Here is a 26,004-nt window from a genome sequence, read left to right on the forward strand (position 1 = left end):
CAGCGCGTTGGTCGATGCGTTCCGAAAGGGGGCCGCCGGTTCGTTTTTGACCGTCGGCCCCCTTTCAGCTTCTCTTCGCCTCTTGCTTCAGATCGTGCCCAGTTTCAGGATCGACACCAGCGCCAGCAGCTGGATCGCCGACGCGCCCAGCGCCTTCGGCCACGGCAGGTCGTGCGACTTGCTCACCATCGACGTGAGGAGCGCCGCCGCGGCCAGCCAGGTGAGCCAGCCGAGGATCATGACCAGTGAGTTCTCGCCGCCCAGGAACATCGCGAACAGCAGGCGCGGGACGTCCGTGATGGACATGATCAGCATGGACAGGCCCACCGTCGGCTGCCACGAGCCGTCGCCGCCGAGCTGGCGGGCCAGCGTGTGGGTGACCGCGCCCAGCACCAGGCCGCCGAGCACGAAGCAGACGCCCGTGATGAGGACGTACGGGACCGCGTTGGAGACCGGGGCGTGGATCGCGTCGTCGCGGGCCTCGTCGAAGCCGAAGAGGGCCAGCAGGCCGTAGAGGAACGTCACGATCAGGGCGGGGCCCCAGACCGGGTAGTCGCGCATCTGCCAGAAAGTCGGGCCGGGGCGCGTCACGATGCCGCTCAGCAGCTGCTTCCAGTGCAGGTGCGGGCCCATGGGCGGGGCGGGGGAGTGGCCGGCGCGGTAGGCGTTGCCGTCGCTGTACGGCTCCTCGCCGATGCTGAACGCCTGGGTGTGGCCGGGGTTGTTCGCGTACGGGTCGCCGTGGTGCGGGCCGCCCTGCTGGGGGTACGGGTCGGTGAAGTACTCGGGCTCGTCGGGGCCGCCGCCCGTGTAGCCGCCACCGCCGTTGTAGCCGCCGGAGCGGTACGTACCGCCGGGGTTGTAGCCGCCGTCGGCGGGGTAGGCACCGCCGTCGTTGTAGCCCTGTGCGGCGGGGCGCGGGGCGTTGTTTCCTCCCGTCGGCGGCCATGGCTGCTGTCCGTACGGCGGCGGGGGTGCCTGATTGCCGTACGGCTGCTGCCGCGGTTGCTGTTGCCCTTGCTGCGGGGTGCGGTTGTCCCGGCCGCGTCCGATCCTGAATCCAGCCACCCGTCGAACGTACCTGCTCCGCCGGGGGCGGGGGCCGGGGGCAGGGGAACCGGCCTGCCTTTGACGCTCAGCTGTGACATCCCCCAAGGGGCCCCCGAGGGGCTGTCCGCAGGGCGCTACGGGGGGAGAGCAGGGTGCTGCGGGGGAAAGCAGGGTGCTGCGGGGGAAAAGCGGAAGCGGCCGGTCCTGCCCCCGAGGCAGGTCCGACCGCTTTGCTCCGCCGTGGCGCGGGTCCGGCTACTTCGCCGGTTCCGGCTCCGGTGCGTCGGCCGGTTCCGGCTCGCCCGCCGGGTCGGCCGGGGTCTTCACGGAGTCGAGCAGCAGCTGCGACACGTCGACCACCTGGATCGACTCCTTCGCCTTGCCGTCGTTCTTCTTGCCGTTGACCGAGTCGGTCAGCATGACCAGGCAGAACGGGCAGGCCGTGGAGACGATGTCCGGGTTGAGGGAGAGGGCTTCGTCGACGCGCTCGTTGTTGATGCGCTTGCCGATCCGCTCCTCCATCCACATCCGGGCACCACCCGCGCCGCAGCAGAAGCCGCGCTCCTTGTGGCGGTGCATCTCCTCGTTCCGCAGGCCCGGGACCTTCGCGATGATCTCGCGCGGGGGCGTGTAGATCTTGTTGTGACGGCCCAGGTAGCAGGGGTCGTGGTACGTGATCAGGCCCTCGACCGGGGTCACCGGGATCAGCTTGCCCTCGTCGATGAGGTGCTGGAGCAGCTGGGTGTGGTGGATGACCTCGTACTCGCCGCCGAGCTGCGGGTACTCGTTCGCGATCGTGTTGAAGCAGTGCGGGCAGGTCGCGACGATCTTCTTCGTCGCCTTCGCCTTCTTGGTCGAGTCGTCCTCATCGTCCTCGCCGAAGGCCATGTTCAGCATCGCGACGTTCTCCTGGCCGAGCTGCTGGAACAGCGGCTCGTTGCCCAGGCGGCGGGCCGAGTCACCCGTGCACTTCTCGTCGCCGCCCATGATCGCGAACTTGACGCCCGCGATGTGCAGCAGCTCCGCGAAGGCCTTCGTGGTCTTCTTGGCCCGGTCCTCCAGGGCGCCGGCGCAGCCGACCCAGTAGAGGTAGTCGACCTCGGTGAGGTCCTCGACGTCCTTGCCGACGATCGGGACCTCGAAGTCGACCTCCTTGGTCCACTCGACGCGCTGCTTCTTGGCGAGCCCCCAGGGGTTGCCCTTCTTCTCCAGGTTCTTGAGCATGGTGCCCGCCTCGGACGGGAACGCGGACTCGATCATCACCTGGTAGCGGCGCATGTCGACGATGTGGTCGACGTGCTCGATGTCGACCGGGCACTGCTCCACGCACGCACCGCAGGTGGTGCAGGACCAGAGGACGTCCGGGTCGATGACGCCGTTCTCCTCCAGCGTGCCGATCAGGGGGCGCTCGGCCTCCGCGAGGGCGGCCGCCGGGACGTCCTTCAGCTGTTCCTCGGTCGCCTTCTCCTCGCCCTCCATGTCCTTGCCGCCGCCGGCCAGCAGGTACGGGGCCTTGGCGTGCGCGTGGTCGCGCAGGGACATGATCAGGAGCTTCGGGGAGAGCGGCTTGCCGGTGTTCCAGGCGGGGCACTGCGACTGGCAGCGGCCGCACTCGGTGCACGTGGAGAAGTCGAGGATGCCCTTCCAGGAGAACTGCTCGACCTGGGAGACACCGAAGACGGCGTCCTCGGCCGGGTCCTCCCAGTCGATCTCCTTGCCGCCCGTGGTCATGGGCTGGAGCGCGCCGAGCGCGACCTCGCCGTCGGCGTTCCGCTTGAACCAGATGTTCGGGAAGCCGAGGAAGCGATGCCAGGCGACACCCATGTTCGTGTTGAGCGAGACAGTGATCATCCAGATCAGCGAGGTGCCGATCTTGATCATCGCGACGAAGTAGATGAGGTTCTGCAGCGTGCCGAGCGCCAGCCCCTTGAAGGCGAGGACCAGCGGGTACGAGACGAAGTACGCGGCCTCGTAGCCGCCGACGTGGTGGATCGCGCCCTCGAGACCGCGCAGGGTCAGGATCGCCAGGCCGATGACGAGGATGACGTACTCGACGAAGTACGCCTGCCAGGCCTTCGAACCGGCGAAGCGGGACTTGCGGCCCGCCCGGGACGGGAGGTTCAGCAGCCGGATGGCGATCAGCACGAGGATGCCGACCGTCGTCATCAGGCCGATGAACTCGATGTACAGCTCGAACGGCAGCCATTCACCGATGATCGGCAGGACCCAGTCGGCCTTGAACAGCTGCCCGTACGCCTGGAGCAGCGTCGGCGGCAGGGTCAGGAAGCCGATGGCGACGAACCAGTGCGCGAAGCCGACGATCCCCCACCGGTTCATCCGGGTGTGGCCGAGGAATTCCCTGACCAGGGTGAGGGTGCGCTGCTTCGGGTTGTCGGTGCGACTGCCGGCCGGGACCGGCTGTCCGAGCGTGACGAACCGGTAGATCTGCGCGACGGCTCGGGCGATGAGCGCAACGCCGACCACGGTCAGCACCAGCGACACGATGATCGCGGCGAGTTGCATTGGGGGCTCCTCGGGCCTGCGAGGGTGGGATCGATCCAGCGTCTACTAGCGGGTACTGCGTCTGCCAGTGAGCACGGGGACGTGAGTACTGGGACTACGAGTATCGCTACTACTAAGCAGTAACTTAATCAGTCTGTGCTGACACTATCCACTTATTCCGCCGTCCTGTAGCCGGGCAGGCGGTGATCTGTGTCGCTCAGGTGTGCCTTGCCGCGCCACGGCAGGGCACGGGCCGCCTCGCGCAGGGGAGCGCGGACCGCCTCGGCGAGGATCGCCAGGTCCAGCCGCAGCCCCTGGTGCTCCGCGTAGTGCTGATCGAGGAGCGCCGCCTCGTCCCACGGCATCCCCGAGCGGTGACGCACCTGGGCCAGTCCGGTCAGGCCGGGCCTCATCTCCTGCCGCCAGTGTCGCGCGCCGGGGGTGCCGTGCCGTACGTCGCCCGGGGCGAGCGGTGCCGGGCCGACGAGGGAGAGCTCGCCCCGTACGACGTGGTGCAGCCGGGACACGACGTCCAGCTTCAGGCGGCGGGTGCGCAGGGAGCGCAGGACGAACGGCCGGCCGTGCAGCCCGGTGCGGGTGGAGTGCGTGAGTACGCCTCCGGGGCGGCGGCACGCGGCGAGCGCCAGTGCGGCGGCGGCCAGCAGGGGGGAGGCCAGGAGCAGCAGGGCCGAGCCGAGGAGCACGTCGAGGGTGCGCTTGGCGGTGGGGCGCGGCGGCGGGGTGGGGGCCAGTGCGCGCAGGGCGCGGCGGGCGGCCGCGGTGCGGGAGGGGCGCGGCGGCTGCCAGGGGCGTGGCCTGGGCCGCCTCTGCCCTTTCCTCTGGGTCTGCACGTTCGCACCTGCCTGGTTTCGGCGGATCGGATGCCGGTTTTGCACTGCTCACGGCATTTTGTGACAGAACAATCCCATGCGGCCATGATGGGGAGGGTTGTATCGCTCGCGGGGCGGACAGGTGTCGTCGGTGGCGCGAGGTGCATGCACGTTAGTTGAGCCCGCTCGACTCAGGTCTGTTGACTCCGGGACGGGAGTCATGCATCCTTGAGTCAGATCCACTCAAGTAGTCAGTTGGAGGAATCGAAATGGCACGTGCGGTCGGCATCGACCTGGGCACGACTAACTCCGTCGTCAGCGTTCTCGAAGGCGGCGAGCCCACCGTCATCACCAACGCAGAGGGCGCCAGGACCACGCCGTCCGTCGTCGCCTTCGCGAAGAACGGCGAGGTGCTGGTCGGCGAGGTCGCCAAGCGCCAGGCAGTGACCAACGTCGACAGGACCATCCGCTCCGTCAAGCGCCACATGGGCACTGACTGGAAGGTCGACCTGGACGGCAAGAGCTTCAACCCGCAGCAGATGAGCGCCTTCATCCTGCAGAAGCTCAAGCGTGACGCCGAGTCGTACCTGGGCGAGAAGGTCACCGACGCGGTGATCACCGTCCCGGCGTACTTCAACGACTCCGAGCGTCAGGCGACGAAGGAGGCCGGTGAGATCGCGGGCCTGAACGTCCTGCGTATCGTCAACGAGCCGACCGCCGCCGCGCTGGCGTACGGGCTCGACAAGGACGACCAGACGATCCTCGTCTTCGACCTCGGTGGCGGCACCTTCGACGTGTCCCTCCTGGAGATCGGCGACGGCGTCGTCGAGGTGAAGGCCACCAACGGTGACAACCAGCTCGGTGGCGACGACTGGGACCAGCGCGTCGTCGACTACCTGGTGAAGCAGTTCGCCAACGGTCACGGCGTGGACCTGTCCAAGGACAAGATGGCTCTCCAGCGTCTCCGTGAGGCCGCGGAGAAGGCGAAGATCGAGCTGTCCTCCTCGACGGAGACCACGATCAACCTGCCGTACATCACGGCGTCGGCCGAGGGCCCGCTGCACCTGGACGAGAAGCTCACGCGCTCGCAGTTCCAGCAGCTCACCGCGGACCTCCTGGACCGTTGCAAGACCCCGTTCCACAACGTCATCAAGGACGCGGGCATCCAGCTCTCCGAGATCGACCACGTCGTTCTCGTCGGTGGCTCGACCCGTATGCCGGCCGTCACCGAGCTCGTCAAGGAGCTGACCGGTGGCCAGGAGGCCAACAAGAGCGTGAACCCGGACGAGGTCGTCGCCATCGGCGCCTCGCTCCAGGCCGGTGTCCTCAAGGGCGAGGTCAAGGACGTCCTGCTCCTCGACGTCACCCCGCTGTCCCTCGGTATCGAGACCAAGGGCGGCATCATGACGAAGCTCATCGAGCGCAACACCACGATCCCGACCAAGCGCTCCGAGATCTTCACGACGGCCGAGGACAACCAGCCGTCCGTGCAGATCCAGGTCTACCAGGGCGAGCGCGAGATCGCGGCGTACAACAAGAAGCTCGGGATGTTCGAGCTGACCGGTCTGCCGCCGGCCCCCCGTGGCGTCCCGCAGATCGAGGTCGCGTTCGACATCGACGCCAACGGCATCATGCACGTGGCCGCGAAGGACCTCGGCACCGGCAAGGAGCAGAAGATGACCGTCACCGGCGGCTCCTCGCTGCCGAAGGACGAGGTCAACCGGATGCGCGAGGAGGCCGAGAAGTACGCGGAGGAGGACCACGCCCGCCGCGAGGCCGCCGAGTCGCGCAACCAGGGCGAGCAGCTCGTCTACCAGACCGAGAAGTTCCTCAAGGACAACGAGGACAAGGTCCCCGGTGACGTGAAGACGGAGGTGGAGACCGCGCTCACCGAGCTGAAGGAGAAGCTCAAGGGCGAGGACACCGCCGAGATCCGCACGGCCACCGAGAAGGTCGCGGCCGTCTCCCAGAAGCTGGGCCAGGCGATGTACGCCAACGCCCAGGCCGAGGGCGGCCCGCAGGGCGACGCGCAGCCGGGTGCCGAGCAGGCGCAGGGCGACGCCCAGGACGATGTCGTGGACGCCGAGATCGTCGACGACGAGAAGGACTCCAAGGGCGGTGCGGCGTGACCGAGGAGACTCCGGGCTTCGAGGAGGAGCCCGACGTCCCCTCCGGCGCCACCCCTGAAGACGCCGAGCCGAAGGCCGCCACCCCCTCCGAGGAGGAGGCGGCGGCCCCGGCCGGGGACGCGAACCAGATCACCGCACTGACCGCGCAGCTGGACCAGGCCCGCAGTGCGCTCACCGAGCGCACCGGCGACCTCCAGCGGCTCCAGGCCGAGTACCAGAACTACCGCCGCCGCGTGGAGCGGGACCGGGTCTCGGTCAAGGAGATCGCCGTCGCGAACCTCCTGTCCGAGCTCCTGCCCGTCCTCGACGACGTCGGCCGGGCCCGGGACCACGGTGAGCTCGTGGGCGGGTTCAAGTCGGTGGCCGAATCGCTGGAGACGGTCGTCGCGAAGCTCGGCCTGCAGCAGTTCGGCAAGGAGGGCGAGCCCTTCGACCCGACGATCCACGAGGCCCTGATGCACAGCTACGCGCCGGACGTCACGGAGACGACCTGCGTGGCGATCCTGCAGCCCGGGTACCGGATCGGCGAGCGCACCATCCGTCCCGCGCGGGTCGCGGTCGCCGAGCCCCAGCCGGGGGCGGCCCCCGCGGCCGCGAAGGAAGAGAAGGCAGACGACGAGGAGAGCGGTGGCGGCGAGGAGGTCTGACATCCTGTCCGATCACCTGGCAGCACACCGCCCGGCCACCAGGACCTTCCGTCCGGGCCGTGCCAGGGCCTGCGGGCCCGGCACCGCCCGGACGGGAGGCTCCCGGCCGGTCGTCCGGAAGGAGGGACGTCGATGAGTACGAAGGACTTCGTCGAGAAGGACTACTACAAGGTTCTCGGCGTCCCCAAGGACGCCACCGACGCCGAGATCAAGAAGGCGTACCGGAAGCTCGCCCGCGAGTTCCACCCGGACGCCAACAAGGGCGACGACAAGGCGGAGGAGCGCTTCAAGGAGATCTCCGAGGCGAATGACGTCCTCGGCGACACCAAGAAGCGCAAGGAGTACGACGAGGCGCGCGCCCTCTTCGGCAACGGCGGCTTCCGGGCCGGGCCGGGCGGCGCCCAGGGCAACTTCAACTTCGACCTGGGGGACCTCTTCGGAGGCGCCCCGGGCGGGGGCCAGGGCGGGGCCGGCGGTTTCGGCGGCGGCGGCGGTCTCGGCGACGTGTTCGGCGGCCTGTTCAACCGCGGCGGCGGCGCCGGGACGCGGGTGCAGCCGCGGCGCGGCCAGGACATCGAGTCCGAGGTGACGCTCAGCTTCACCGAGGCGGTCGACGGGGCCACGGTCCCGCTCCGGATGTCCAGCCAGGCCCCCTGCAAGGCGTGCTCCGGCACCGGCGACAAGAACGGCACCCCCAGGGTCTGCCCGACCTGCGTCGGCACCGGACAGGTCTCGCGCGGCAGCGGCGGCGGGTTCTCGCTGACCGACCCGTGCGTGGACTGCAAGGGCCGCGGCCTCATCGCCCAGGACCCCTGCGACGTCTGCAAGGGCAGCGGCCGGGCCCGTTCCTCGCGGACCATGCAGGTGCGCATTCCGGCGGGCGTCTCGGACGGGCAGCGCATCCGGCTGCGCGGCAAGGGCGCGCCCGGCGAGCGCGGCGGACCGGCCGGTGACCTGTACGTCGTGGTCCACGTCGACGCCCACCCGGTCTTCGGCCGCAAGGGCGACAACCTCACCGTCACGGTGCCCGTCACCTTCACGGAGGCGGCGCTCGGCGGCGAGGTGAAGGTCCCCACGCTCGGCGGACCGCCCGTGACGCTGAAGCTGCCTGCCGGTACCCCGAATGGGCGTACGATGCGGGCCCGCGGCAAGGGTGCGGTCCGCAAGGACGGCACCCGGGGCGACCTCCTGGTCACCGTCGAGGTGACCGTGCCCACGGACCTCGGCACCGAGGCCAGGGACGCACTGGAGGCCTACCGGAAGGCGACCGCGGGCCAGGACCCGCGGGCGGAGCTGTTCCAGGCGGCGAAGGGAGCTTGAGGTGGACGGCCGACGGCGTAATCCGTACGAACTGACCGACGAGTCCCCGGTGTACGTGATCTCGATCGCGGCCCAGCTCTCGGGCCTGCATCCGCAGACACTGCGCCAGTACGACCGCCTCGGCCTGGTCTCCCCCGACCGCACGGCCGGACGCGGCCGACGCTACTCGGCCCGTGACATCGAGCTGCTGCGCACCGTGCAGCAGCTGTCGCAGGACGAGGGCATCAACCTCGCCGGCATCAAGCGCATCATCGAGCTGGAGAACCAGGTCGCGGCCCTCCAGCAGCGCGTCGCCGAACTCTCGGCGGCCGTGGACGGCGCCGCGGCGGCGATGCAGCAGCGCGAGGCCCAGGTCCACGCCTCGTACCGGCGCGACCTGGTCCCGTACCAGGAAGTGCAGCAGACCGGCGCCCTGGTGGTCTGGCGGCCCAAGCGGCCTAAGGACTGAACAGCCCCGTGCCCTCGCGTACGCGGCCCGTCATCCCGGTGTTCCGGGCATGGCGGGCCGCTTCGTCGTGTGCGGGGGCACGGGCTCGGCGACGCCGGACCGGACGAGCAGGGCGCCGAGGTGGGTGCGGCTGGTGGCGCCGAGGGCCTGCATGAGCTTGGAGATGTGGGCGCGGCAGGTGCGGATGCTGATGCCGAGGGTGCGGGCGACGGCGTCGTCGTGGTTCCCCTCGACCAGCAGGCGCGCGACGCTCTGCTGGACGGCGGTGACGGGGGCACCGGGCACAGCGGTGGGCAGCGGCTCGCTGAAGGGCGTGGCGCGGGCCCAGAGGATGTCGTACAGCTGCGCCAGGTAGCGGACGAGCGCGGGGTGGCGGATCTCCAGGGCGGCGCTGCGGTCGGGGGTGGCGGGGAGGTAGGCGACCTTGCGGTCGAAGATCATGAGGCGGTCGACCGCCTGCTCCACGGTGCGGACCTGGAGGAGGTCGCTGGGCAGCCGGTTCAGATACGCCTTGAGCCCCGGGCCGTAGCGCGCCGAGTGCTGGTAGATGTGGCGCAGCCGGACGTTCCGCTCGACGGTGGGCAGGGTGCTGGACAACGCCACCCGGAGCATTTCGGGTGACCGGGTGCTGCCGGGCTGAATGGTGAGGATCTCGTCGTTCGCCTCCCGCAGGGCGGCACTGATGGCCGCCTGGATGGTGGACTGCCCGGCGACGACGCTGATGGCGAGGTCCGGTGGCCTGTCGGTGAGAGCGCCGAGCGCGCCCAGGGTCCGGGCCAGGAGATCGACGGAACGCACCTGTTCCAGGATTTCGCGCGCCAGGGGGTGCAGCAGCGATGCCAGGGCCGCTGAGGGCGGTACGGGGCGCAGCCACAGGCCGTCGCCGGGGTCGGGCGCGAGCAGTGCGTTGCCGAGGAGGCAGGGCACGTCCGCGAGGGCGGACCGGGCGATGCGGCCGTGGGACAGGGCCTGTGTGTAGAGGCTGACGGCCTCGTCGCACAGTTCGTGGTCGCTGTGGGCGTGTCCGGGTGGCGGGGGCATTACCGGGCGGTCTCCACGATGTCGGACCGGACGAGGAGGGCGCCGAGGTGGGTGCGGCTGGTGGCGCCGAGGGCCTGCATGAGCTTGGAGATGTGGGCGCGGCAGGTGCGGATGCTGATGCCCAGTTTCTCGGCGACCGCCTGGTCGGCGCAGCCCTCGACGAGGAGGCGGGCGATGCTGAGCTGGACGGCGGTGGTCGGGGCTCCGGGGACGGCCGTCGGCAGGTTCTCGGTGAAGGGTGTGGCCCCGGCCCAGAGCGTTTCGTAGACATCCGCCAGGTAGCGGACGAGGGCGGGGTGGCGGATTTCCAGGGCGGTGCTGCTGTCGGCGCTGGCGGGGATGTAGGCGGTCCCGCGGTCGAAGATGAGGAGGCGGCCCACGGCCTGCTCCATCGTGCGGATCTGGAGACGGCCGGAGGGGATCTCCGTCAGGTACTCCTTGAGCCGGGGGCTGTAGCGCGCCGGGTGCTGGTAGAGGTGTCTGAGCCGTCCTCCGGCCGCGATGACGAATTCCGCGTTCGTCAGGCCCTGCCGCATGTTGTGCGCCATGCGGTTGCCGCCGGGCTGGGCGGTCAGCACTTCCTCCCTGGCCGACCGCGAGGCGTTGCGGATGGCCGCGCGAATCCGGTCCTGGCCTTCGATCACGGTGATCGAGTGGTTGGGGTCCTCACCGGCCATCGCGGCCAGCGGCATCAGTGACCGGGTCAGCGCGGTGGTCAGCCGGAGGCGTGCGTCGATCTCCCGGCTGAGGGGACCGAGCAGTTGCCCCAGGGCCGCGGACGGGGGTACGGGACGCAGCCACGCGTCGTCCCGCGGATCGGGCAGGAGCAGGGCGAGGCCGACGAGGCAAGAGGCGGGCTCGATGGCGCTCCGGGCGATGCGGCCTGCGGTGAGGGCCTCCGCGTAGAGGGCGAGGCCGGCTTCGCACAGCTCCTGCCCGCCGTGGGGGTGCGGCACCGTCACCTCACGGCGCCTTCCGTGATGCCGGTCTGGACGAGCAGGGCGCCGAGGTGGGTGCGGCTGGTGGCGCCGAGGGTCTGCATGAGCCGGGAGATGTGGGCGCGGCAGGTGCGGACGCTGATGCCGAGCTTGCGGGCCACGACCTGGTCGGTGTTCCCCTCGACGAGGAGGCGGGCGACGCTCAGTTGGGCGGCGGTGACCGCGGTGTGGGGCGGAGCGGCCTGGAGGGGGGATGTGAGCGGTTTGGCCTGGGCCCAGAGCACTTCGTACACCTGGACCAAGTAGCGGACGAGCGCCGGGTGGCGGATCTCCAGGGCGACGTCGCGGCTGGCGCTGGCGGGGATGAAGGCCACGGTGCGGTCGAAGACGATGAGCCGCTCGACCGTCTGCTCAATGGTGCGCACCTGGATGTGGCCGGGCGGCACCTCGTTCAGATAGGCCTTGATGGCCGGGCTGTAGCGGGCCGGGTGCTGATAGATGTGACGCAGTGCCACACCTCTCTCGACCATGGCCAAGGCGCGCCCCAGCGCCTTGGAGAGCCTCTCCTCGTGCCCGGTGCCACCGGGTTGCAGGGTCAGGACCTCGTTCCGTGTGCTGTCCAGGGCGTTCTCGATGGCAGAGTCGATCAGCGGGACGCCTTCGAGAACGGTGATGGCGAGATTGGGATCGGTGCTGGCGACGGAGGACAGGGGGGCGAGGGAGTCGGCCAGGGCGGCCGAGAGCCTGATGCGGTCGTGAACCTCCCGTATGACGGGCTGCAGCAGGTGGGTCAGCGCCGCGGACGGCGGCACGGGACGTATCCAGTCATTGTCCTGGGGGTCCGGGTGGACGAGCGCCAACTCGATGAGACAGGGAGCTGGTCCGAGCGCGGTACGGGGTACCCGGCCCGTGCTGAGTGCCTCGGTGTAGACCCTGATCCCCGCATCGCAGAGTTTGAGGTCACCGTGCGGGTGATGCGATATGTCCTCGTCCTTGCCCATTCGTGACCCCCCACTTTCGACAGTGCAGCAAGATGACGGTGGTGGAAGCGTAGTCCCCGGGCCACTGTGGGGGGTGTCGGGGAAGCCGGGAACTTCCCCGGCTGATCCAGGGCATGGCCACGCTTCTCCCCCGTTGGGTGGCCACGCCTTGCCGGCCCGGGGGGTGGGGGTCTTTGGGGTCCGGTCCGGTCAGGAGTCCTGTTCCAGGATTCCTGACCGGGCGATCAAGTAGCCGAGCTGGGCCCGGCTGTTGCTGCCGAGCGCGGCGCTGAGCTTGGCGACATGCGCGCGGCAGGTCCGTACGTTCATGCCGAGTCGGCGGGCGATCGCCTCGTCGACGTAACCCTCGATGAGAAGCTTTGCTATGGAGCGCTGGATGCCGGTGATGCCGTCGTTGGGCGGAGTGTACGGTGCCTCGTCGCTGAGCGGGGTCGCCAATTGCCAGAATTGGTCGAACACGGAGATCAGGTACTCGACGAGTCCGGGATGGCGTAGTTCGAGCGCTACCTGCCTGTCGCGGCGGGCAGGTATGACGGCCATGGAACGGTCGAAGATGATCATGCGGTCGATGAGCTCTTCCAACGTCCTGATTTCGACGTTTCCCGCGTGGAGCCGCTCCAAGTAGGCGAAGACACCGGCCCCATGGCGAGCTGTGTGCTGGTAGAGCGTGCGCAACCGCACGCCACGGCTGAGAGGTCCCTCCACGCGTTCGAGAGACTGGGTGAGCACATCGAGGTTCCGGACGCCGCCGGGCTGGATTGTGAGAATTTCCTTCGTGCACTGGGCCGTCGCGGTGTCCAGCGTCGCGTTGATGGCCTGAAGCCCCTCCAGAACGGTGATCGCGTGTGTCGTCACTGAAGGCTGTGAGCTGATGGCCATGAATGGCTCGAACGCGTCGGCCAATTCGATGGTGATGCGCCGGCGGTCCCGGATTTCGCGTTCCAGTGGGTGCAGGCGCTGAGCGAGCACGGCCGACGGCGGAACGGGACGGAGCCAATTCGCGTCGTCCGGGTCCGGGCGCAACAGACCGAACTCCAACAGGCACGGTGCCGGGCCGATCTCCGACCGGGCGATCCGGCCGGCACCCAGGGCACTGCCGTACAGCCGTGCCCCCTCGTCACAGAGCTCTGTGATGAGGTGAGGATGCGTAGGTTTGATGCTTGTTGTGAGCAAATCTCCGCCCCCCAGGGTCCTGAACGTACAGGAACATGATGCATCGCTCCTGTGGCTTCGACGTGCCCAGTTGCGACATGGTCTTGGTAGAGCCGGGGGAGAGGGACCTACCAAGTGAGGACGAAGCTGACCATGTACAAAAAATTGCTTCGCTCGGTTCTCGCCGTTGCCTTTGCCGCTACGGCGTTTGCCGTGGCGGCTGGGGCGGACGTCCTGAGTCCAGGCGGGGGGGACGTGTCCTGGAACAACACGTCTCTGAACGAGCTCAGCACCTCTGACGTTTCATGGGATGTCCTGCCTGCACGTAAGGTCACGGCCCCATGACCACCCCGCCGGACGACCGGACCTTCCGGCGCGAGATGGCGACCGCCTACCGGTCAGGGTGGCATTTCATCGATCTCGTCACGGCGCTGCCCCACCGTGGTGACTCGTTGATGGTCACTCTGTTCGGCGACCCGGTCGTCGTCGCCCGCGAGGACGACGGCGAGGTCCGCGCCTACCGTTGCCTGCGCAAGCCGCGGGGCGCGCCGCAGCCGGTGCGCTGCGCCATCCGGTACGACATGATTTTTGTGAACCTCGCACAGCGTGACCACCAGCTGTTCGAACCCGAAGCCATTTCCGCCACCCCCCGCAGTGCCTGAGCGATCCCCCGTCGTTCCACGTCGCTCAGTCACTCCCCCACACAACGGCGCCACCGTGACCTGAACACGGTGGCGTCGTTGTGCTGTGTCCGGACGCGCTCAGCCGCGACCGAGCGCCCGGTCGAGGGTGATCTCGATGACGACCCGGTTCGGGTTGGGCGAGGGAACGCGCCCGTAGCGCTCCGTGTGGCGGCGTACCGCGTCCGCGACCCTGTCCGGCTCTGTGCTGACCCGGGCCACGCCCTCCAGGGTCGCCCAGCGGCGGCGGTGCACCTGGCACGCCGCGACGCGGGCCCCGTCCGGGCCCGCGGCCAGGATGTTGGCGACCTTGCGGCTGTGCTTGTTGGTGATGACGCGGGCGAGACCGGCCTCGGGGTCGTACGTCACGCAGACCGGCACCACGTGCGGGGTGCCGTCGGGGCGGACCGTGGTGAGCGTGCACACGTGGTTTTCACGCCAGAACGCGAGGTAATCGGGACCGGGATGGTGTACGTCGACTGCCATGGGCCCCAGCGTAGGCGGGCCCCGGGGCGCTGCGGTGGCGGGCTCCCGGGGTGGCCGCTTCACTCGAACGAGGGTCGGGTCACGTTTTCGCCTTGAGTGGAATGGGCTCAACCTGAGCGCGACCGGCCTTGAGTGGAATAGACTCAACTTTGTACACGTTGACCGTGTCAGACCAGTGAGTACGGACCCCGTCATCGCGAGGAGGAGACAGCGCACGTGGACGCCGAGCTGACCAACAGGAGCCGGGACGCCATCAACGCGGCCACCAGCAGGGCCGTGAAGGACGGCCACCCCGATCTGATCCCGGGGCATCTGCTGCTCGCGCTGCTCTCGGGCGAGGACAACGAGAACCTCATCGATCTGCTGGCCGCCGTCGAGGCCGACCAGATCGCCGTACGCACCGAGACCGAACGGCTCCTGGGCGCGCAGCCCAGCGTGACCGGGTCGACCGTCGCACCGCCCCAGCCCAACCGGGAACTGCTCGCCGTCATCGCGGACGCCGCGCAGCGCGCCAAGGACCTCGGCGACGACTACATCTCCACCGAGCACCTGCTGATCGGGACCGCCGCGAAGGGCGGACGCGCCGGTGAGATCCTCGACGGGCAGGGGGCCAGTGCGAAGAAGCTGCTGGACGCGTTCGAGAAGAGCAGGGGAGGGCGACGGGTGACCACTCCCGACCCGGAGGGCCAGTACAAGGCCCTGGAGAAATTCGGCACGGACTTCACCGCCGCCGCGCGCGAGGGCAAGCTCGACCCGGTCATCGGGCGCGACCAGGAGATCCGCCGCGTCGTCCAGGTGCTCTCGCGGCGCACCAAGAACAACCCGGTGCTCATCGGTGAGCCCGGCGTCGGCAAGACCGCCGTGGTCGAAGGGCTCGCCCAGCGCATCGTCAAGGGCGACGTCCCGGAGTCCCTGAAGAACAAGCGGCTCGTCTCGCTGGACCTGGGCGCCATGGTCGCGGGCGCGAAGTACCGCGGCGAGTTCGAGGAGCGCCTGAAGACCGTCCTGTCCGAGATCAAGGAGAGCGACGGCCAGATCATCACGTTCATCGACGAGCTGCACACCGTCGTGGGCGCGGGCGCCGGCGGCGACTCCGCCATGGACGCGGGCAACATGCTCAAGCCGATGCTGGCCCGCGGCGAGCTGCGGATGGTCGGCGCCACCACGCTCGACGAGTACCGCGAGCGGATCGAGAAGGACCCCGCCCTGGAGCGCCGCTTCCAGCAGGTGCTGGTGGCGGAGCCGTCCGTCGAGGACACCATCGCGATCCTGCGCGGGCTCAAGGGCCGTTACGAGGCCCACCACAAGGTGCAGATCGCGGACGCCTCGCTGGTCGCCGCAGCGACCCTGTCCGACCGCTACATCACCTCCCGCTTCCTGCCCGACAAGGCCATCGACCTCGTGGACGAGGCCGCCTCCCGGCTGCGCATGGAGATCGACTCCTCGCCCGTCGAGATCGACGAACTCCAGCGCTCCGTCGACCGGTTGCTCATGGAGGAGCTGGCCCTCAAGAACGAGTCCGACCCCGCCTCCAAGCAGCGCCTGGAGAAGCTGCGCCGCGACCTCGCCGACAAGGAGGAGGAGCTGCGCGGCCTCAACGCCCGCTGGGAGAAGGAGAAGCAGGGCCTCAACCGGGTCGGTGAGCTGAAGGAACGCCTGGACGACCTGCGCGGCCAGGCCGAACGCGCCCAGCGCGACGGCGACTTCGACACCGCGTCCAAGCTGCTGTACGGGGAGATCCCCGGCCTGGAACGCGAGCTGGCCGAGGCCGACGAGGCCGAGCAGGAGGCCGCGCGCGAGCCCAAGGAGACCCTGGTCAAGGAAGAGGTCGGGCCGGACGACATCGCCGATGTCGTGGGCGCCTGGACCGGCATCCCGGCCGGACGCCTGCTGGAGGGCGAGACGCAGAAGCTGCTGCGCATGGAGGCGGAGCTCGGCAGGCGCCTCATCGGGCAGACGGAGGCCGTCCAGGCCGTCTCGGACGCGGTGCGCCGCACCCGCGCCGGCATCGCCGACCCCGACCGCCCCACCGGCTCGTTCCTGTTCCTCGGCCCGACCGGTGTCGGCAAGACCGAGCTGGCCAAGGCGCTCGCGGACTTCCTCTTCGACGACGAGCGGGCCATGGTCCGCATCGACATGAGCGAGTACAGCGAGAAGCACAGCGTCGCCCGCCTGGTCGGCGCCCCGCCCGGATACGTCGGTTACGAGGAGGGCGGCCAGCTCACCGAGGCGGTCCGCCGCCGCCCGTACAGCGTCGTCCTGCTCGACGAGGTCGAGAAGGCCCACCCCGAGGTCTTCGACATCCTGCTCCAGGTCCTGGACGACGGCCGGCTCACCGACGGGCAGGGCCGGACGGTGGACTTCCGCAACACCATCCTGATCCTGACGTCCAACCTCGGCAGCCAGTTCCTCACCGATCCCCTGACCAAACCGGAGGAGAAGAAGCGGCAGGTCCTGGAGATCGTCCGGGCCTCCTTCAAGCCGGAATTCCTCAACCGGCTGGACGACCTGGTGGTCTTCTCCGCCCTGTCCGGCGACGAGCTCGCGCACATCGCGGGGCTCCAGATCGACCGCCTCGCGGCGCGCCTGGCCGACCGCCGGCTCACCCTGGAGGTCACCCCTCAGGCCCTGTCCTGGCTGGCCGAGGAGGGCAACGACCCGGCGTACGGCGCCCGGCCGCTGCGCCGCCTCATCCAGACGGCGATCGGTGACCGGCTCGCGAAGGAGATCCTGGCGGGCGAGATCAAGGACGGCGACACGGTCCGCGTGGACCGGTTCGAGGACGGGCTGATCGTCGGCGCGGCGACGTGAGCGGTGCGCCGACGCCCGTAACCGGAACCCGCACGGCGTAACCGGAACGCCCAGGGCCCCGTTCCCCACCGGCCGGATATCAGCTTGTGGCGGATCGGGGCCTTCCGGGCTTGCCATGCCCCGCCCGGCATGGGAGAGGATGGCAGCCAACCGCACGAAGGGAAATTACGGTGAGCATCGATCCGTCCTCGATTCCTAACTTCGGGGGCCAGCCCGAACCGCAGGCGGCAGGACCGGAGGGCCCCGTCGTCCCTGACCAGGACCTCGTCAAGCAGTTGCTGGACCAGATGGAGCTGAAGTACGTCGTCGACGACGAGGGCGACCTCGCCGCGCCGTGGGAGGAATTCCGCACGTACTTCATGTTCCGCGGCGAGGGCGAGCAGCAGGTCTTCTCGGTCCGCACCTTCTACGACCGCCCGCACGAGACGGACCAGCGCCCGGTCCTCCTCGACGCGATCGACGACTGGAACCGCCGCACCCTGTGGCCCAAGGTCTACACGCACACCCACGAGCCCGAGGAGGGCTCCGAGGAGGCCGGCCCCTCGGTCCGCCTGATCGGTGAGGCGCAGATGCTCATCGGCACCGGCGTCTCCCTGGAGCACTTCGTCTCCTCGACGGTCAGCTGGGTGCGCGCCTCCATCGAGTTCGACAAGTGGCTGCTGGAGCGCCTGGGCCTGGCCCCGGCCGAGGAGAAGGCGGCTGATGGCGCGGACGGCACGGAGACGGCCGCCCCGGACGCCTGAGCCACCACCGCACCACACCGCGAAGCCCGGCACGGGAACCTCCGTGCCGGGCTTCGCGGTGTGTCGAGCTTCCTGAGCCGGTTGACGGCCTCCTGCACTTCGGGCCGTTTGCAGAAGGTGAACGCGCGCGCATCGAAGGCCGGACGGTCCCCCTTGAAATCAGATCGTGATCTGAGTAAGCTCTGATTATGTCTACCGTGCGTCTGGAAGCCGAAACGGAATCCGTCTCCTTCACCGATCTCTCCCGCAACCCCAAAGGTGTCGCCGCCAGAGCTGCTGCCCTGGGACGGCTTCGGGTCACCCATCGGGACGCGCCGGACATGGTGCTGACCACGGCTGTACGCGCGGAGGGTGCGGAGGAGAACCTGACCACCGCCTCGCGGCTCTTCCTCGCACTGATGAAGCAGGACGACGGTGCCAGGGCGCTCCTCCTCGCGCTGCCCGAGGTGTTCCCCTGGGCGCGACACCTGGACGCGGAAGAGGTTCGGGCTTTCACTGTCGAGCTTCTTGAAGCGCTGTCGGACGCCGCCGAACTAGGGGCGGGAGAGGCTGTGCACCGCGCGATCGTCTCCTGGCGCGCCACGGCACGCATCAATGCCGATCCCGAGCAGCTCAGGGAATCGCTGCGTCCGCTCGACGGTGATGACCTCGGTCAGGTCGAGGTGCGTGGGTGAGCCCGAAGAAAGGAGACCGAGTGAGCGTTCCGCCCCTCGACGGGTGGAACGTCGTCTTCGGGACCACAGAGGCGGTGACGGGCTGGGAGGAACTGTGTCGTGTGGCCCTGCCGAGCGCGCATCGCTGCCTGGATGCTCTCCGAGGTGCCCCCCTGACCCGGTCGAACTGGAATCGCCAGCACCAGTTGCGCGGCAGGCACGCCACCAAAGTGTGGAAGGGCTCCGACCTGGACCAGTGGGAGTACGAGGTCACCAGCGGTGGTCGAGTGCGCTACCTGGTCAGCCCGGAGACTTCCACCGTGATCCTCGTGTACGCCTCCCCGCGACATCCCAAAGACACCGAGTGAACCGTGATCACTTCGGGAGCGGGGCTTGAGCAGGTCCCGCACCCCGAAGCGAACCGGCGGCGCTCTTTTCGCGCCCCCTGTCAGACCGCCAATCGCTTGAGGCGGGTAACCGTCTCTTCCAACACACCCTTCCGCTTGCAGAACGTGAAGCGGACGAAGGGCGCGCCCTGGTCCCGGTGGTCGTAGAAGACGGCGTTGGGGACGGCCACCACACCGCACCGCTCCGGCAGCGCCCGGCAGAACGCGATCCCGTCGCCGGACGCGTCGAGCGGGCGGATGTCGGTGGTGACGAAGTACGTGCCGGCCGGGCGGTAGACCGCGAACCCGGCCTCCGTGAGACCGGCGCACAGCAGGTCCCGCTTGGCCAGCAGATCCGCGCGCAGCTCCTCGTAGAAGCGGTCGGGCAGCCGCAGCGCCTCGGCCACGGCGTACTGGAGGGGCCCGCCGGAGACGTACGTCAGGAACTGCTTCGCCGAGCGGACCGCCGTCACCAGCTCGGGGCTCCCGGTGACCCAGCCGATCTTCCATCCGGTGAACGAAAACGTCTTGCCGGCGGACGAGATCGTGACCGTGCGCTCGCGCATGCCGGGGAAGCCGGCCAGCGGCAGGTGCTCGCCCTCGAACACCAGGTGCTCGTAGACCTCGTCGGTGACGACCAGCAGATCGTGCTCGCACGCCAGCTCGGCGATCGCGCCAAGTTCCTCGCGGGTCAGGACGGTGCCGGTGGGGTTGTGCGGGGTGTTGATCAGCAGCAGCCGGGTACGCCGGGTGACGGCCGCGCGCAGCTCGTCCAGGTCCAGCCGGTAGGTGCCGGACGAGGTGTCGGGACGCAGGGTGACGGGAACGCGGGTGGCGCCCGCCATGGCGATGCAGGCGGCGTACGAGTCGTAGTACGGCTCCAGCGCGATGACCTCGTCACCGGGCTCCAGGAGCGCCAGGAGTGATGCGGCGATGGCCTCGGTGGCGCCGGCGGTGACCAGGACCTCGGTGTCGGGGTCGTAGGCCAGGTCGTATCGGCGCTGCTGGTGGGCGGCGATCGCGGTGCGCAGCTCGGGGACGCCGGGGCCGGGCGGGTACTGGTTCCCCTGCCCGGCGCGCAGGGCGCGGACCGCGGCCTCGCGGACCTCCTCGGGGCCGTCGGTGTCCGGGAAGCCCTGGCCGAGGTTGATGGCTCCGGTGCGGACGGCCAGCGCGGACATCTCCGCGAAGATCGTCGTGCCGAACTCGGCGAGGCGGCGGTTGAGCAGCGGTCGTCCCTGTGTCATGACCGTCATCCTGCGCGCAAGCTCTGGAGTTGCTCAAGTCTGCTTTGGGCCCGCCGGGGCGAGGGCATCTCCCCTCCACGCCGGAACCGGCGCGGAGCGGGGGCCTCGCTTCGGGGGACGGAAGGACGTGAGGTCATGCGTGGTGTCGTGGTCTGGGTGATCCCGGTCGTATTGGTCGTGGGCCTCGTGGCCTTCGTGGCCTTCGTGGCGAAGCCGGCGGGGGCCGGCGGGCAGGGGCGTACGCCGGTTCGCGGCAGGCGGCGCGGAGTGGTGGGCGGCGGGACGGCCGGGGGCAGCTGGTGGGCCGGTGGCGCGGACGGGGGCTCGTCCTGCGGCAGCGGCGGCCACTCGGGCGGCCACTCGGGCGGTCATTCCGGTGGCCACTCCGGTGGCCATTCCTGCGGAGGCGGCCATTCGTGCGGCGGGGGTTCCTCCTGCGGCGGCGGGGGCGGATGCGGCGGAGGCAGCTGACACGGGGCAGCTGATCCGCGAGGTGCCCGGCGGGACGTGCGTTGCGCGCCCCAAGTCCCGCCGGGCACCTTTTTGTTGGGCCCTACGGCGCGTCTGCGGTGAACAGATGAGCGGAAGGCCCCCGGGGGGATGGAAACCCCGGCAAGTTGGGCAAAAACGCTGTGAGTGCGGCGTAGTTCGTGATTCCCTCGGTGGAGAGAACATCCAGCCCTCGGACCCCAGTTGGACCTGATCGGGCGCTTCCCACCTCCCACGCGCACGACGCGGGGGCGTCCCCTGTCCATGTGTCCATGCGTGTTTGCGGAGCCGACCCATGCTCACGACCCTTCATACGGCCTATTCCGATACCCGTGCCGCCGATCTCGCCTGGGCGCTGGGGCGTGAACCGCTCCCGGCGCTGGCCGTCCTCGACCTCCAGCTCGCGGGCGCCACGATGCAGTTGCGGCTGCTCGGCGCCTCCCACCAGGTCCTCCTGGAGGAGGAGCACGGCAGCTGCTCCGAGACCGTCGCCTGCATGCCCGGCAGCAGCACCCCGCTGCCCCTGGGCGTCGCCAAACGCATCGGCGACTGGGAGTACGAGTTCGCTGCCCGCGTCGAGACCCTCGGCGCGGGCTCCTTCGCCGGCCGCGCCCAGGAGCTGCTGGCGCTCGTCGCCGACCACCCCCACGGCCTGGCCGGTACGTTCCCGGGCAGCCCGCACGCCTTCACCGCCATGCTCGCCCAGCGGACCGAGGGCCAGGTGCGGTGGCGCACCTGGCACGCGTACCCGCAGGAGGGGCAGCTCGTGGTGACGCGGACCCGGGTGGGCGTGCGCATGCCTGCGGCGGCGCTGTGACGGGCGCCGGCTTCGCCGCGGGTGCGCCGGTTACACACTTGTGGGTGACAAGCGGCGACGGATCAGTGACGTAGCGTTCGCGGCATGATCGACCAGCATGTGTCGCTGCGAGGGGGCGCGGCGCGGCTTCCCGTCCGGCCGAGGACCGGTCGGTATCTCGTGCTGGCGGCCGTCTTCGTCTGCGCGGCCTGCGGACTGGTGTACGAGCTCGAACTGGTCGCACTCGCCTCCTACTTGATCGGTGACTCGGTCACCCAGGCGTCCGTCGTGCTGTCCGTGATGGTGTTCGCGATGGGGATCGGCTCGCTGCTCGCGAAACGTTTACGCAGCCGGGCCGCGGTGGGCTTCGGGCTGATCGAGGCGGCGCTCGCCCTGGTCGGTGGCTTCTCGGCGCTCGTGCTCTACGCGTCGTTCGCCTGGTTCGGGGAGTCGCGGTACGCCCTGGTCGGGTTCTCGCTGACGATCGGCATCCTGATCGGTGCGGAGATCCCCCTGCTGATGACGTTGATCCAGCGGGTGGACCGGCAGGACGCGGGCGGGGCCGTCGCCGATCTCTTCGCCGCGGACTACGTGGGGGCGCTCGTCGGCGGGCTGGCCTTCCCGTTCCTGCTGCTGCCGGTGCTCGGGCAGCTCACCGGCGCCCTGCTGACCGGCGCGGTGAACGCGGCGGCGGGCGGGGCGCTGGTGCTGTGGGTGTTCCGGCGGGACGTCCCGGCCCGGTCCCGGTGGCTGCTGATCGCCGCCAACGTGACGGTGATCGCCGTGCTGGCCGCGGCCGCGATGCTGGCCGACGACTTCGAGCGGGCGGCGCGGCGCGCGGTCTACGGGGACCAGGTGCGGGTCGCCGTGCAGACCGATGTGCAGGAGGTGGTGCTGACCGGTGCGGGCCGCAGCTCCCTGGACCTCTATCTGGACGGGCGGCTGCGGGTCAGCTCGCGCGACGAGTACCGCTACCACGAGGCGCTGGTGCACCCGGCGATGAACGGGACGCACGCCCGGGTGCTGATCCTGGGCGGCGGCGACGGGCTGGCGGCGCGGGAGGTGCTGCGCTACCCGGACGTGCGGAGCGTGACGCTGGTGGAGCTGGACCCCACCGTCACCCGACTGGCCCGTACGGACCACGCGCTCTCCGCGCTGAACGGGCACGCGCTGGACGATCCCCGGGTGACGACCGTGACCGGCGACGCGTTCACCTGGCTGCGCACGGCCCACGGGCGCTACGACGTGGTGATCTCCGATCTGCCGGACGCGGGGATCTCGGCGAGCACGAAGCTGTACTCGGCGGAGTTCTACGGCCTGGTCGCCGAGGCCCTGGCGCCGGGCGGCCGTGTGGTGGTGCACGGCGGCCCGCCCGTCGGCCGGCCGCGCACGTACTGGACGGTCGACGCGTCGATGCGGGCGGCCGGACTGCGTCCGCGCCCCTATCGGGTCAGCGGGCGCTGCTCGGGTTACGCGGTGGGCCCCAACCGGGCCCCGGGCGGCACGGACGGAAACCACGGCTGGGGGTTCCTGCTGGCCGCGGCGACCGCGCGGCCCGGTCTCGGCCTGGACCCGCGGGCGCCCGCGCTGCGCTCCCTGACCCTGCCGGGGCTGCTGGACGCGGGGCGCAGGGCGGAGGCCGGGCGGCTGTCCGGGCTGGAGCCGTCGACGCTGGTGCACCCGCGCTACTGGGAGGAGCGGTGAGCCATCCGGCGGGCGGTCCCGGGCGGCTGCGGGTGCGGAAGCGCTGACGCGACGGCCGGGGCTGAGTAGGCTCGGTTTCCATGGAGCATGAGGTGTTCGTTCCGGTTCCGGTCCCGGCCCTGCGGCGGACGCTGGGCGATCCCGTCCGGGTCGCCCGCTGCGTCCCCGGGCTTCAGCAGGACGCCGACGCGTCGACGGGCCCGCTGGCCGGCCGGCTCAGAATCCGGGCGGGCGGCCACACCATCACCTACCGGGGCACGCTGCGCCTCACCCCACTGCCGGACGACCCGGACGTGGACTCCGCGTACGCCGTCCTGGTGGAGGGTGAGGGCGCGGAGGCCCGGGGCGGCGGCTCGGCGAAGCTGACGCTGACCCTCCGGCTGACGGAGGGCGACGAGGGCACGTCGATCGCCTTCGACGGCACGGTGAGCGGGGAGGGGCGCCTGCGGGACCTCGAACCGGCGGCCGCGCTGTCTACGGCCCACCGGCTGCTGGACCGGTTCGCGCAGCAGCTGGTGACGGAGTCGCTGGCCGCGCACGGGGAGTCCTCGGGCGGTTCGGGTGGTTCGGGTGGCGAGGCGCCGGGCGGTTCGGGTGGTTCGGGTGGCGAGGCGCCGGGTGGCTCGGGTGGCGAGGCTGCGGGGGATGGGGTGGCCGGCGGCGAGGCGCCGGGTGGTGAGGCTTCCGGCGGGGACGCGGGTGATCCGGGCGCGGCCGCCGTTTCGGCGGACGAGCTGGCTGTCGGGGAAGCTGTGGAGCAGGCCCTTGAGGAGGCCGCCGAGGAGGCGGACCAGACCGGCCCCGAGCCCTCGGCCGGCTCCCCGATCACCGCGTCCGGGCCGCTGGGCGGCGCCGACGAGGTCCTGCCCACGCACGAGGCCGCCGCCGACGAGGCGCCCGGCGGAGAGCAGCGGGGGGAGCAGCCGGGGGAGCAGGACGGGGAGCAGTCGGCGGAGGGCGAGTCCGTGTTCGACGCCCCGATTCCGCCGTCGTCGCTGGACCCGGTCGCCGGGATCGAGTTCACCGTCCCGGACGAGCCGCCGGCCGAGGCCGCGCACGCCCGGCGCACCATGATCGGGCGCAGCGCCGAGGAGGTCGACCATGCCCCGCCGCGCGGCCGGTACTCACCGGTGCCCTCGCCCGACGCGGGCGGCGCGGGTGCCACGCTGCGCTGGGTCGCCCCGGCCGCCGCGCTCGCCCTCGCCTCGGCGGTGGTCGTGAGCCGGGCCTTGCGGCGCCGGAGGTAGCGGCGCCAGTAGGCTCGTCCTGTGAGCAGCAGCGAGAAGGACGTCCGGCTCTCCGTCGGCGACACAGAGTTGACCGTGAACCCCGCCAACGGCTGCCGTATCAGCAGCCTGCGGATCGGCGGCACCGAACTGTTGCGGCAGGGGGAGCGGTACGGCTGCTTCCCGATGGTGCCGTGGTGCGGGCGCACCGAGAACGGACAGTTCCGCGACGGCGGTGTCCTGCACCAACTGCCGTTGACCGCCCCGCCGCACGCCATCCACGGCACCGGCCGTGACACGGCGTGGCACACCGCGCTGGAGAGCGATACGCAGGCGTCGTTCTACTACGACCTGACCGACCCCTGGCCGTACCCGGGCCGGGTGACCCAGACCTTCGAACTGGCCGAGGACTCCCTCACGTTGGCCTTCGGCATCGAGACGTACGGGGACTCCTTCCCGGCGCAGGCGGGCTGGCACCCGTGGTTCCGCCGCCGCCTCGACAGCGGCGAGGAGGTCCGGATCGACTTCGACGCCGCCTGGCAGGAGGAGCGCGGCGAGAACCATCTGCCGACCGGCCGCCGGATTCCGCCGTCGGCCGGGCCGTGGGACGACTGCTTCGGGATGCCGGACGGCGTCGACGTGACCCTCACCTGGCCGCAGCGGCTGGCGCTGACCGTGAAGAGCCGGTCCGAGTGGGTCGTGATCTACGACGAGCAGGACGAGGCGGTCTGCGTGGAACCGCAGTCCGGCCCGCCGAACGGGCTGAACACCGCCCCGCGTTATGTCACCCCGGTCGATCCGCTGGAGATCGCGACCACGTGGAGCTGGCGCCGACTCTGAGCACGGGGCCGCCTCCGAAGCGTTGGCGCCGATTCTGAGCACGGGGCCGCCTCCGAAGCGTCGGCACCGGGTCTGAGCACGGGGCCGCCTCCGAAGCGTCGGCACGGGCTCGGAGTGCGGAGCCGCCTGCGAAGCGTCGGTACCGGCTCGGAGGCGTCGGCGCCGGCGCTCGGAAGCTCCGGCACTGGCTCCGAGCCCGGACACCGGCCGGAAGCGGGCGCCTTATCCTCGTAGCCATGACTGACGTACGCGCTGAGCTGCTCCAGCAGATCAAGGACAAGGCCGTGGTACACGGCAAGGTGACGCTCTCCTCCGGCCTGGAGGCCGACTGGTACATCGATCTGCGCCGCATCACGCTGGACGGCAAGGCCGCTCCGATCGTCGGTCAGGTCATGCTCGACGCTACGGCGGAGCTGGACTACGACTGCGTGGGCGGTCTGACGCTGGGCGCCGACCCGGTCGCGACGTCGATGCTGCACGCCTCCGCGGCCCGTGGCCAGGAGCTGGACGCCTTCGTCGTCCGCAAGGCGCAGAAGGCCCACGGGATGCAGCGCCGGATCGAGGGCACGGACGTCAAGGGCCGGCGCTGCCTCGTCGTGGAGGACACCTCGACGACCGGCGGCTCGCCGCTGACCGCAGTCGAGGCCGTGCGCGAGGCGGGCGGCGAGGTGGTCGCCGTCGCCGTGATCGTGGAGCGCGGTGCGGCTCCGGCCATCGCCGAGGCGGGCCTCCCGTACGTCCACGTGTACACGGTTTCGGACCTCGGCCTGGGGTGACCTGCGGTTCTCCGCGAAGGCGGTCGGTTTCACGTGAAACCGACCGCCTTTGTCGTACCTCTGCGAACCGGGGCCGTGAACGCTGGGGGACTCCGCCGGGTGGAGCCGG

At 70.3% G+C, this 26,004-nt stretch carries 23 protein-coding genes; 14 read left to right on the plus strand and 9 right to left on the minus strand.

Annotated features, from left to right (window positions below; genetic code table 11):
* Window positions 1-87 precede the first annotated feature (87 nt).
* The 3 genes from E6P78_RS22430 to E6P78_RS22440 form a co-directional block, all read right to left on the minus strand.
* A complete protein-coding gene (locus E6P78_RS22430) occupies window positions 88-1,068 on the minus strand; it encodes a Yip1 family protein (RefSeq protein WP_136205425.1) in 981 nt (326 codons plus the stop codon).
* Window positions 1,069-1,305: 237 nt separating this feature from the next.
* Complete coding sequence (locus E6P78_RS22435; RefSeq protein WP_136205426.1) at window positions 1,306-3,573, minus strand: (Fe-S)-binding protein; 2,268 nt, start codon at window positions 3,571-3,573, stop codon at window positions 1,306-1,308.
* A 152-nt stretch (window positions 3,574-3,725) separates the two neighbouring features.
* Complete coding sequence (locus E6P78_RS22440) at window positions 3,726-4,403, minus strand: sugar transferase (RefSeq protein WP_136205427.1); 678 nt, start codon at window positions 4,401-4,403, stop codon at window positions 3,726-3,728.
* A gap of 248 nt (window positions 4,404-4,651) precedes the next feature.
* On the opposite strand from E6P78_RS22440, the gene dnaK reads away from it, so the two are divergent.
* From dnaK to E6P78_RS22460, 4 genes are all read left to right on the plus strand, one after another.
* The gene (dnaK, locus tag E6P78_RS22445) at window positions 4,652-6,511 is read left to right on the plus strand and encodes a molecular chaperone DnaK (protein WP_018551082.1); all 1,860 of its coding nucleotides are present in this window, start codon (window positions 4,652-4,654) and stop codon (window positions 6,509-6,511) included.
* Window positions 6,508-7,158, plus strand: a complete 651-nt coding sequence (gene grpE / locus E6P78_RS22450; protein ID WP_136205428.1) for a nucleotide exchange factor GrpE — start codon at window positions 6,508-6,510, stop codon at window positions 7,156-7,158. The genes dnaK and grpE overlap by 4 nt, the downstream gene beginning before the upstream one ends.
* A gap of 132 nt (window positions 7,159-7,290) precedes the next feature.
* A complete protein-coding gene (gene dnaJ, locus E6P78_RS22455; protein WP_136205429.1) occupies window positions 7,291-8,478 on the plus strand; it encodes a molecular chaperone DnaJ in 1,188 nt (395 codons plus the stop codon).
* 1 nt (window position 8,479) lies between these two features.
* Window positions 8,480-8,926, plus strand: coding sequence for a helix-turn-helix domain-containing protein (locus E6P78_RS22460; RefSeq protein ID WP_136205430.1), 447 nt, complete (start codon window positions 8,480-8,482; stop codon window positions 8,924-8,926).
* Window positions 8,927-8,956: 30 nt separating this feature from the next.
* Here E6P78_RS22460 and E6P78_RS22465 read toward each other — a convergent pair whose 3' ends face one another.
* The 4 genes from E6P78_RS22465 to E6P78_RS22480 form a co-directional block, all read right to left on the minus strand.
* Window positions 8,957-9,967 (minus strand): helix-turn-helix transcriptional regulator, encoded by a 1,011-nt coding sequence (locus tag E6P78_RS22465; RefSeq protein ID WP_136205431.1) that lies wholly within the window; start codon window positions 9,965-9,967, stop codon window positions 8,957-8,959.
* Complete coding sequence (locus E6P78_RS22470) at window positions 9,967-10,929, minus strand: LuxR C-terminal-related transcriptional regulator (protein WP_136205432.1); 963 nt, start codon at window positions 10,927-10,929, stop codon at window positions 9,967-9,969. Before E6P78_RS22470 ends, E6P78_RS22465 begins: the two co-directional genes overlap by 1 nt.
* Window positions 10,926-11,906, minus strand: a complete 981-nt coding sequence (locus E6P78_RS22475) for a LuxR C-terminal-related transcriptional regulator (RefSeq protein WP_136205433.1) — start codon at window positions 11,904-11,906, stop codon at window positions 10,926-10,928. Before E6P78_RS22475 ends, E6P78_RS22470 begins: the two co-directional genes overlap by 4 nt.
* A gap of 189 nt (window positions 11,907-12,095) precedes the next feature.
* Complete coding sequence (locus E6P78_RS22480; protein ID WP_206307880.1) at window positions 12,096-13,079, minus strand: helix-turn-helix transcriptional regulator; 984 nt, start codon at window positions 13,077-13,079, stop codon at window positions 12,096-12,098.
* A 320-nt stretch (window positions 13,080-13,399) separates the two neighbouring features.
* Here E6P78_RS22480 and E6P78_RS22485 point away from each other — a divergent pair, with 320 nt between their 5' ends.
* Window positions 13,400-13,720, plus strand: coding sequence for a hypothetical protein (locus tag E6P78_RS22485; protein ID WP_018522262.1), 321 nt, complete (start codon window positions 13,400-13,402; stop codon window positions 13,718-13,720).
* 99 nt (window positions 13,721-13,819) lie between these two features.
* Here the strand turns inward: E6P78_RS22485 and E6P78_RS32900 are convergent, their stop codons facing one another.
* On the minus strand, window positions 13,820-14,224 hold the full coding sequence (locus tag E6P78_RS32900) for a TIGR03618 family F420-dependent PPOX class oxidoreductase (RefSeq protein ID WP_168712682.1): 405 nt from the start codon (window positions 14,222-14,224) through the stop codon (window positions 13,820-13,822).
* A gap of 216 nt (window positions 14,225-14,440) precedes the next feature.
* Between E6P78_RS32900 and clpB the strand changes: the two genes are divergently transcribed.
* From clpB to E6P78_RS22510, 4 genes are all read left to right on the plus strand, one after another.
* Complete coding sequence (gene clpB, locus E6P78_RS22495) at window positions 14,441-17,035, plus strand: ATP-dependent chaperone ClpB (protein ID WP_136205435.1); 2,595 nt, start codon at window positions 14,441-14,443, stop codon at window positions 17,033-17,035.
* Between the two features lie 170 nt (window positions 17,036-17,205).
* Complete coding sequence (locus tag E6P78_RS22500) at window positions 17,206-17,778, plus strand: YbjN domain-containing protein (protein WP_136205436.1); 573 nt, start codon at window positions 17,206-17,208, stop codon at window positions 17,776-17,778.
* A gap of 188 nt (window positions 17,779-17,966) precedes the next feature.
* Window positions 17,967-18,452 carry a prevent-host-death family protein gene (locus E6P78_RS22505; protein ID WP_136205437.1) on the plus strand — a complete coding sequence of 162 codons (486 nt, stop codon included), beginning with the start codon at window positions 17,967-17,969 and terminating at the stop codon, window positions 18,450-18,452.
* 20 nt (window positions 18,453-18,472) lie between these two features.
* On the plus strand, window positions 18,473-18,799 hold the full coding sequence (locus E6P78_RS22510) for a hypothetical protein (RefSeq protein WP_240799322.1): 327 nt from the start codon (window positions 18,473-18,475) through the stop codon (window positions 18,797-18,799).
* Window positions 18,800-18,879: 80 nt separating this feature from the next.
* Here E6P78_RS22510 and E6P78_RS22515 read toward each other — a convergent pair whose 3' ends face one another.
* Entirely contained in the window at window positions 18,880-20,064 is a 1,185-nt protein-coding gene (locus tag E6P78_RS22515) for a pyridoxal phosphate-dependent aminotransferase (RefSeq protein ID WP_136205439.1), read from the minus strand.
* A 784-nt stretch (window positions 20,065-20,848) separates the two neighbouring features.
* On the opposite strand from E6P78_RS22515, the gene E6P78_RS22525 reads away from it, so the two are divergent.
* The 5 genes from E6P78_RS22525 to pyrE all read left to right on the plus strand — a co-directional run bounded on the left by E6P78_RS22525 (window position 20,849) and on the right by pyrE (window position 25,895).
* Window positions 20,849-21,370 carry a DUF2617 family protein gene (locus E6P78_RS22525; protein ID WP_136205441.1) on the plus strand — a complete coding sequence of 174 codons (522 nt, stop codon included), beginning with the start codon at window positions 20,849-20,851 and terminating at the stop codon, window positions 21,368-21,370.
* An 84-nt stretch (window positions 21,371-21,454) separates the two neighbouring features.
* Window positions 21,455-23,053, plus strand: a complete 1,599-nt coding sequence (locus E6P78_RS22530) for a polyamine aminopropyltransferase (protein WP_136205442.1) — start codon at window positions 21,455-21,457, stop codon at window positions 23,051-23,053.
* 92 nt (window positions 23,054-23,145) lie between these two features.
* Window positions 23,146-24,300 carry an SRPBCC domain-containing protein gene (locus E6P78_RS22535; RefSeq protein ID WP_136205478.1) on the plus strand — a complete coding sequence of 385 codons (1,155 nt, stop codon included), beginning with the start codon at window positions 23,146-23,148 and terminating at the stop codon, window positions 24,298-24,300.
* A gap of 21 nt (window positions 24,301-24,321) precedes the next feature.
* A complete protein-coding gene (locus tag E6P78_RS22540; RefSeq protein ID WP_136205443.1) occupies window positions 24,322-25,119 on the plus strand; it encodes an aldose 1-epimerase in 798 nt (265 codons plus the stop codon).
* A 236-nt stretch (window positions 25,120-25,355) separates the two neighbouring features.
* Window positions 25,356-25,895: an orotate phosphoribosyltransferase gene (gene pyrE, locus E6P78_RS22545; protein ID WP_136205444.1), complete on the plus strand. Its 540-nt coding sequence runs from the start codon at window positions 25,356-25,358 to the stop codon at window positions 25,893-25,895.
* The last annotated feature ends 109 nt before the right edge of the window (window positions 25,896-26,004 follow it).

This window comes from Streptomyces sp. A0958 (genome assembly GCF_004795035.1).
Taxonomy (GTDB): Bacteria; Actinomycetota; Actinomycetes; order Streptomycetales; family Streptomycetaceae; genus Streptomyces.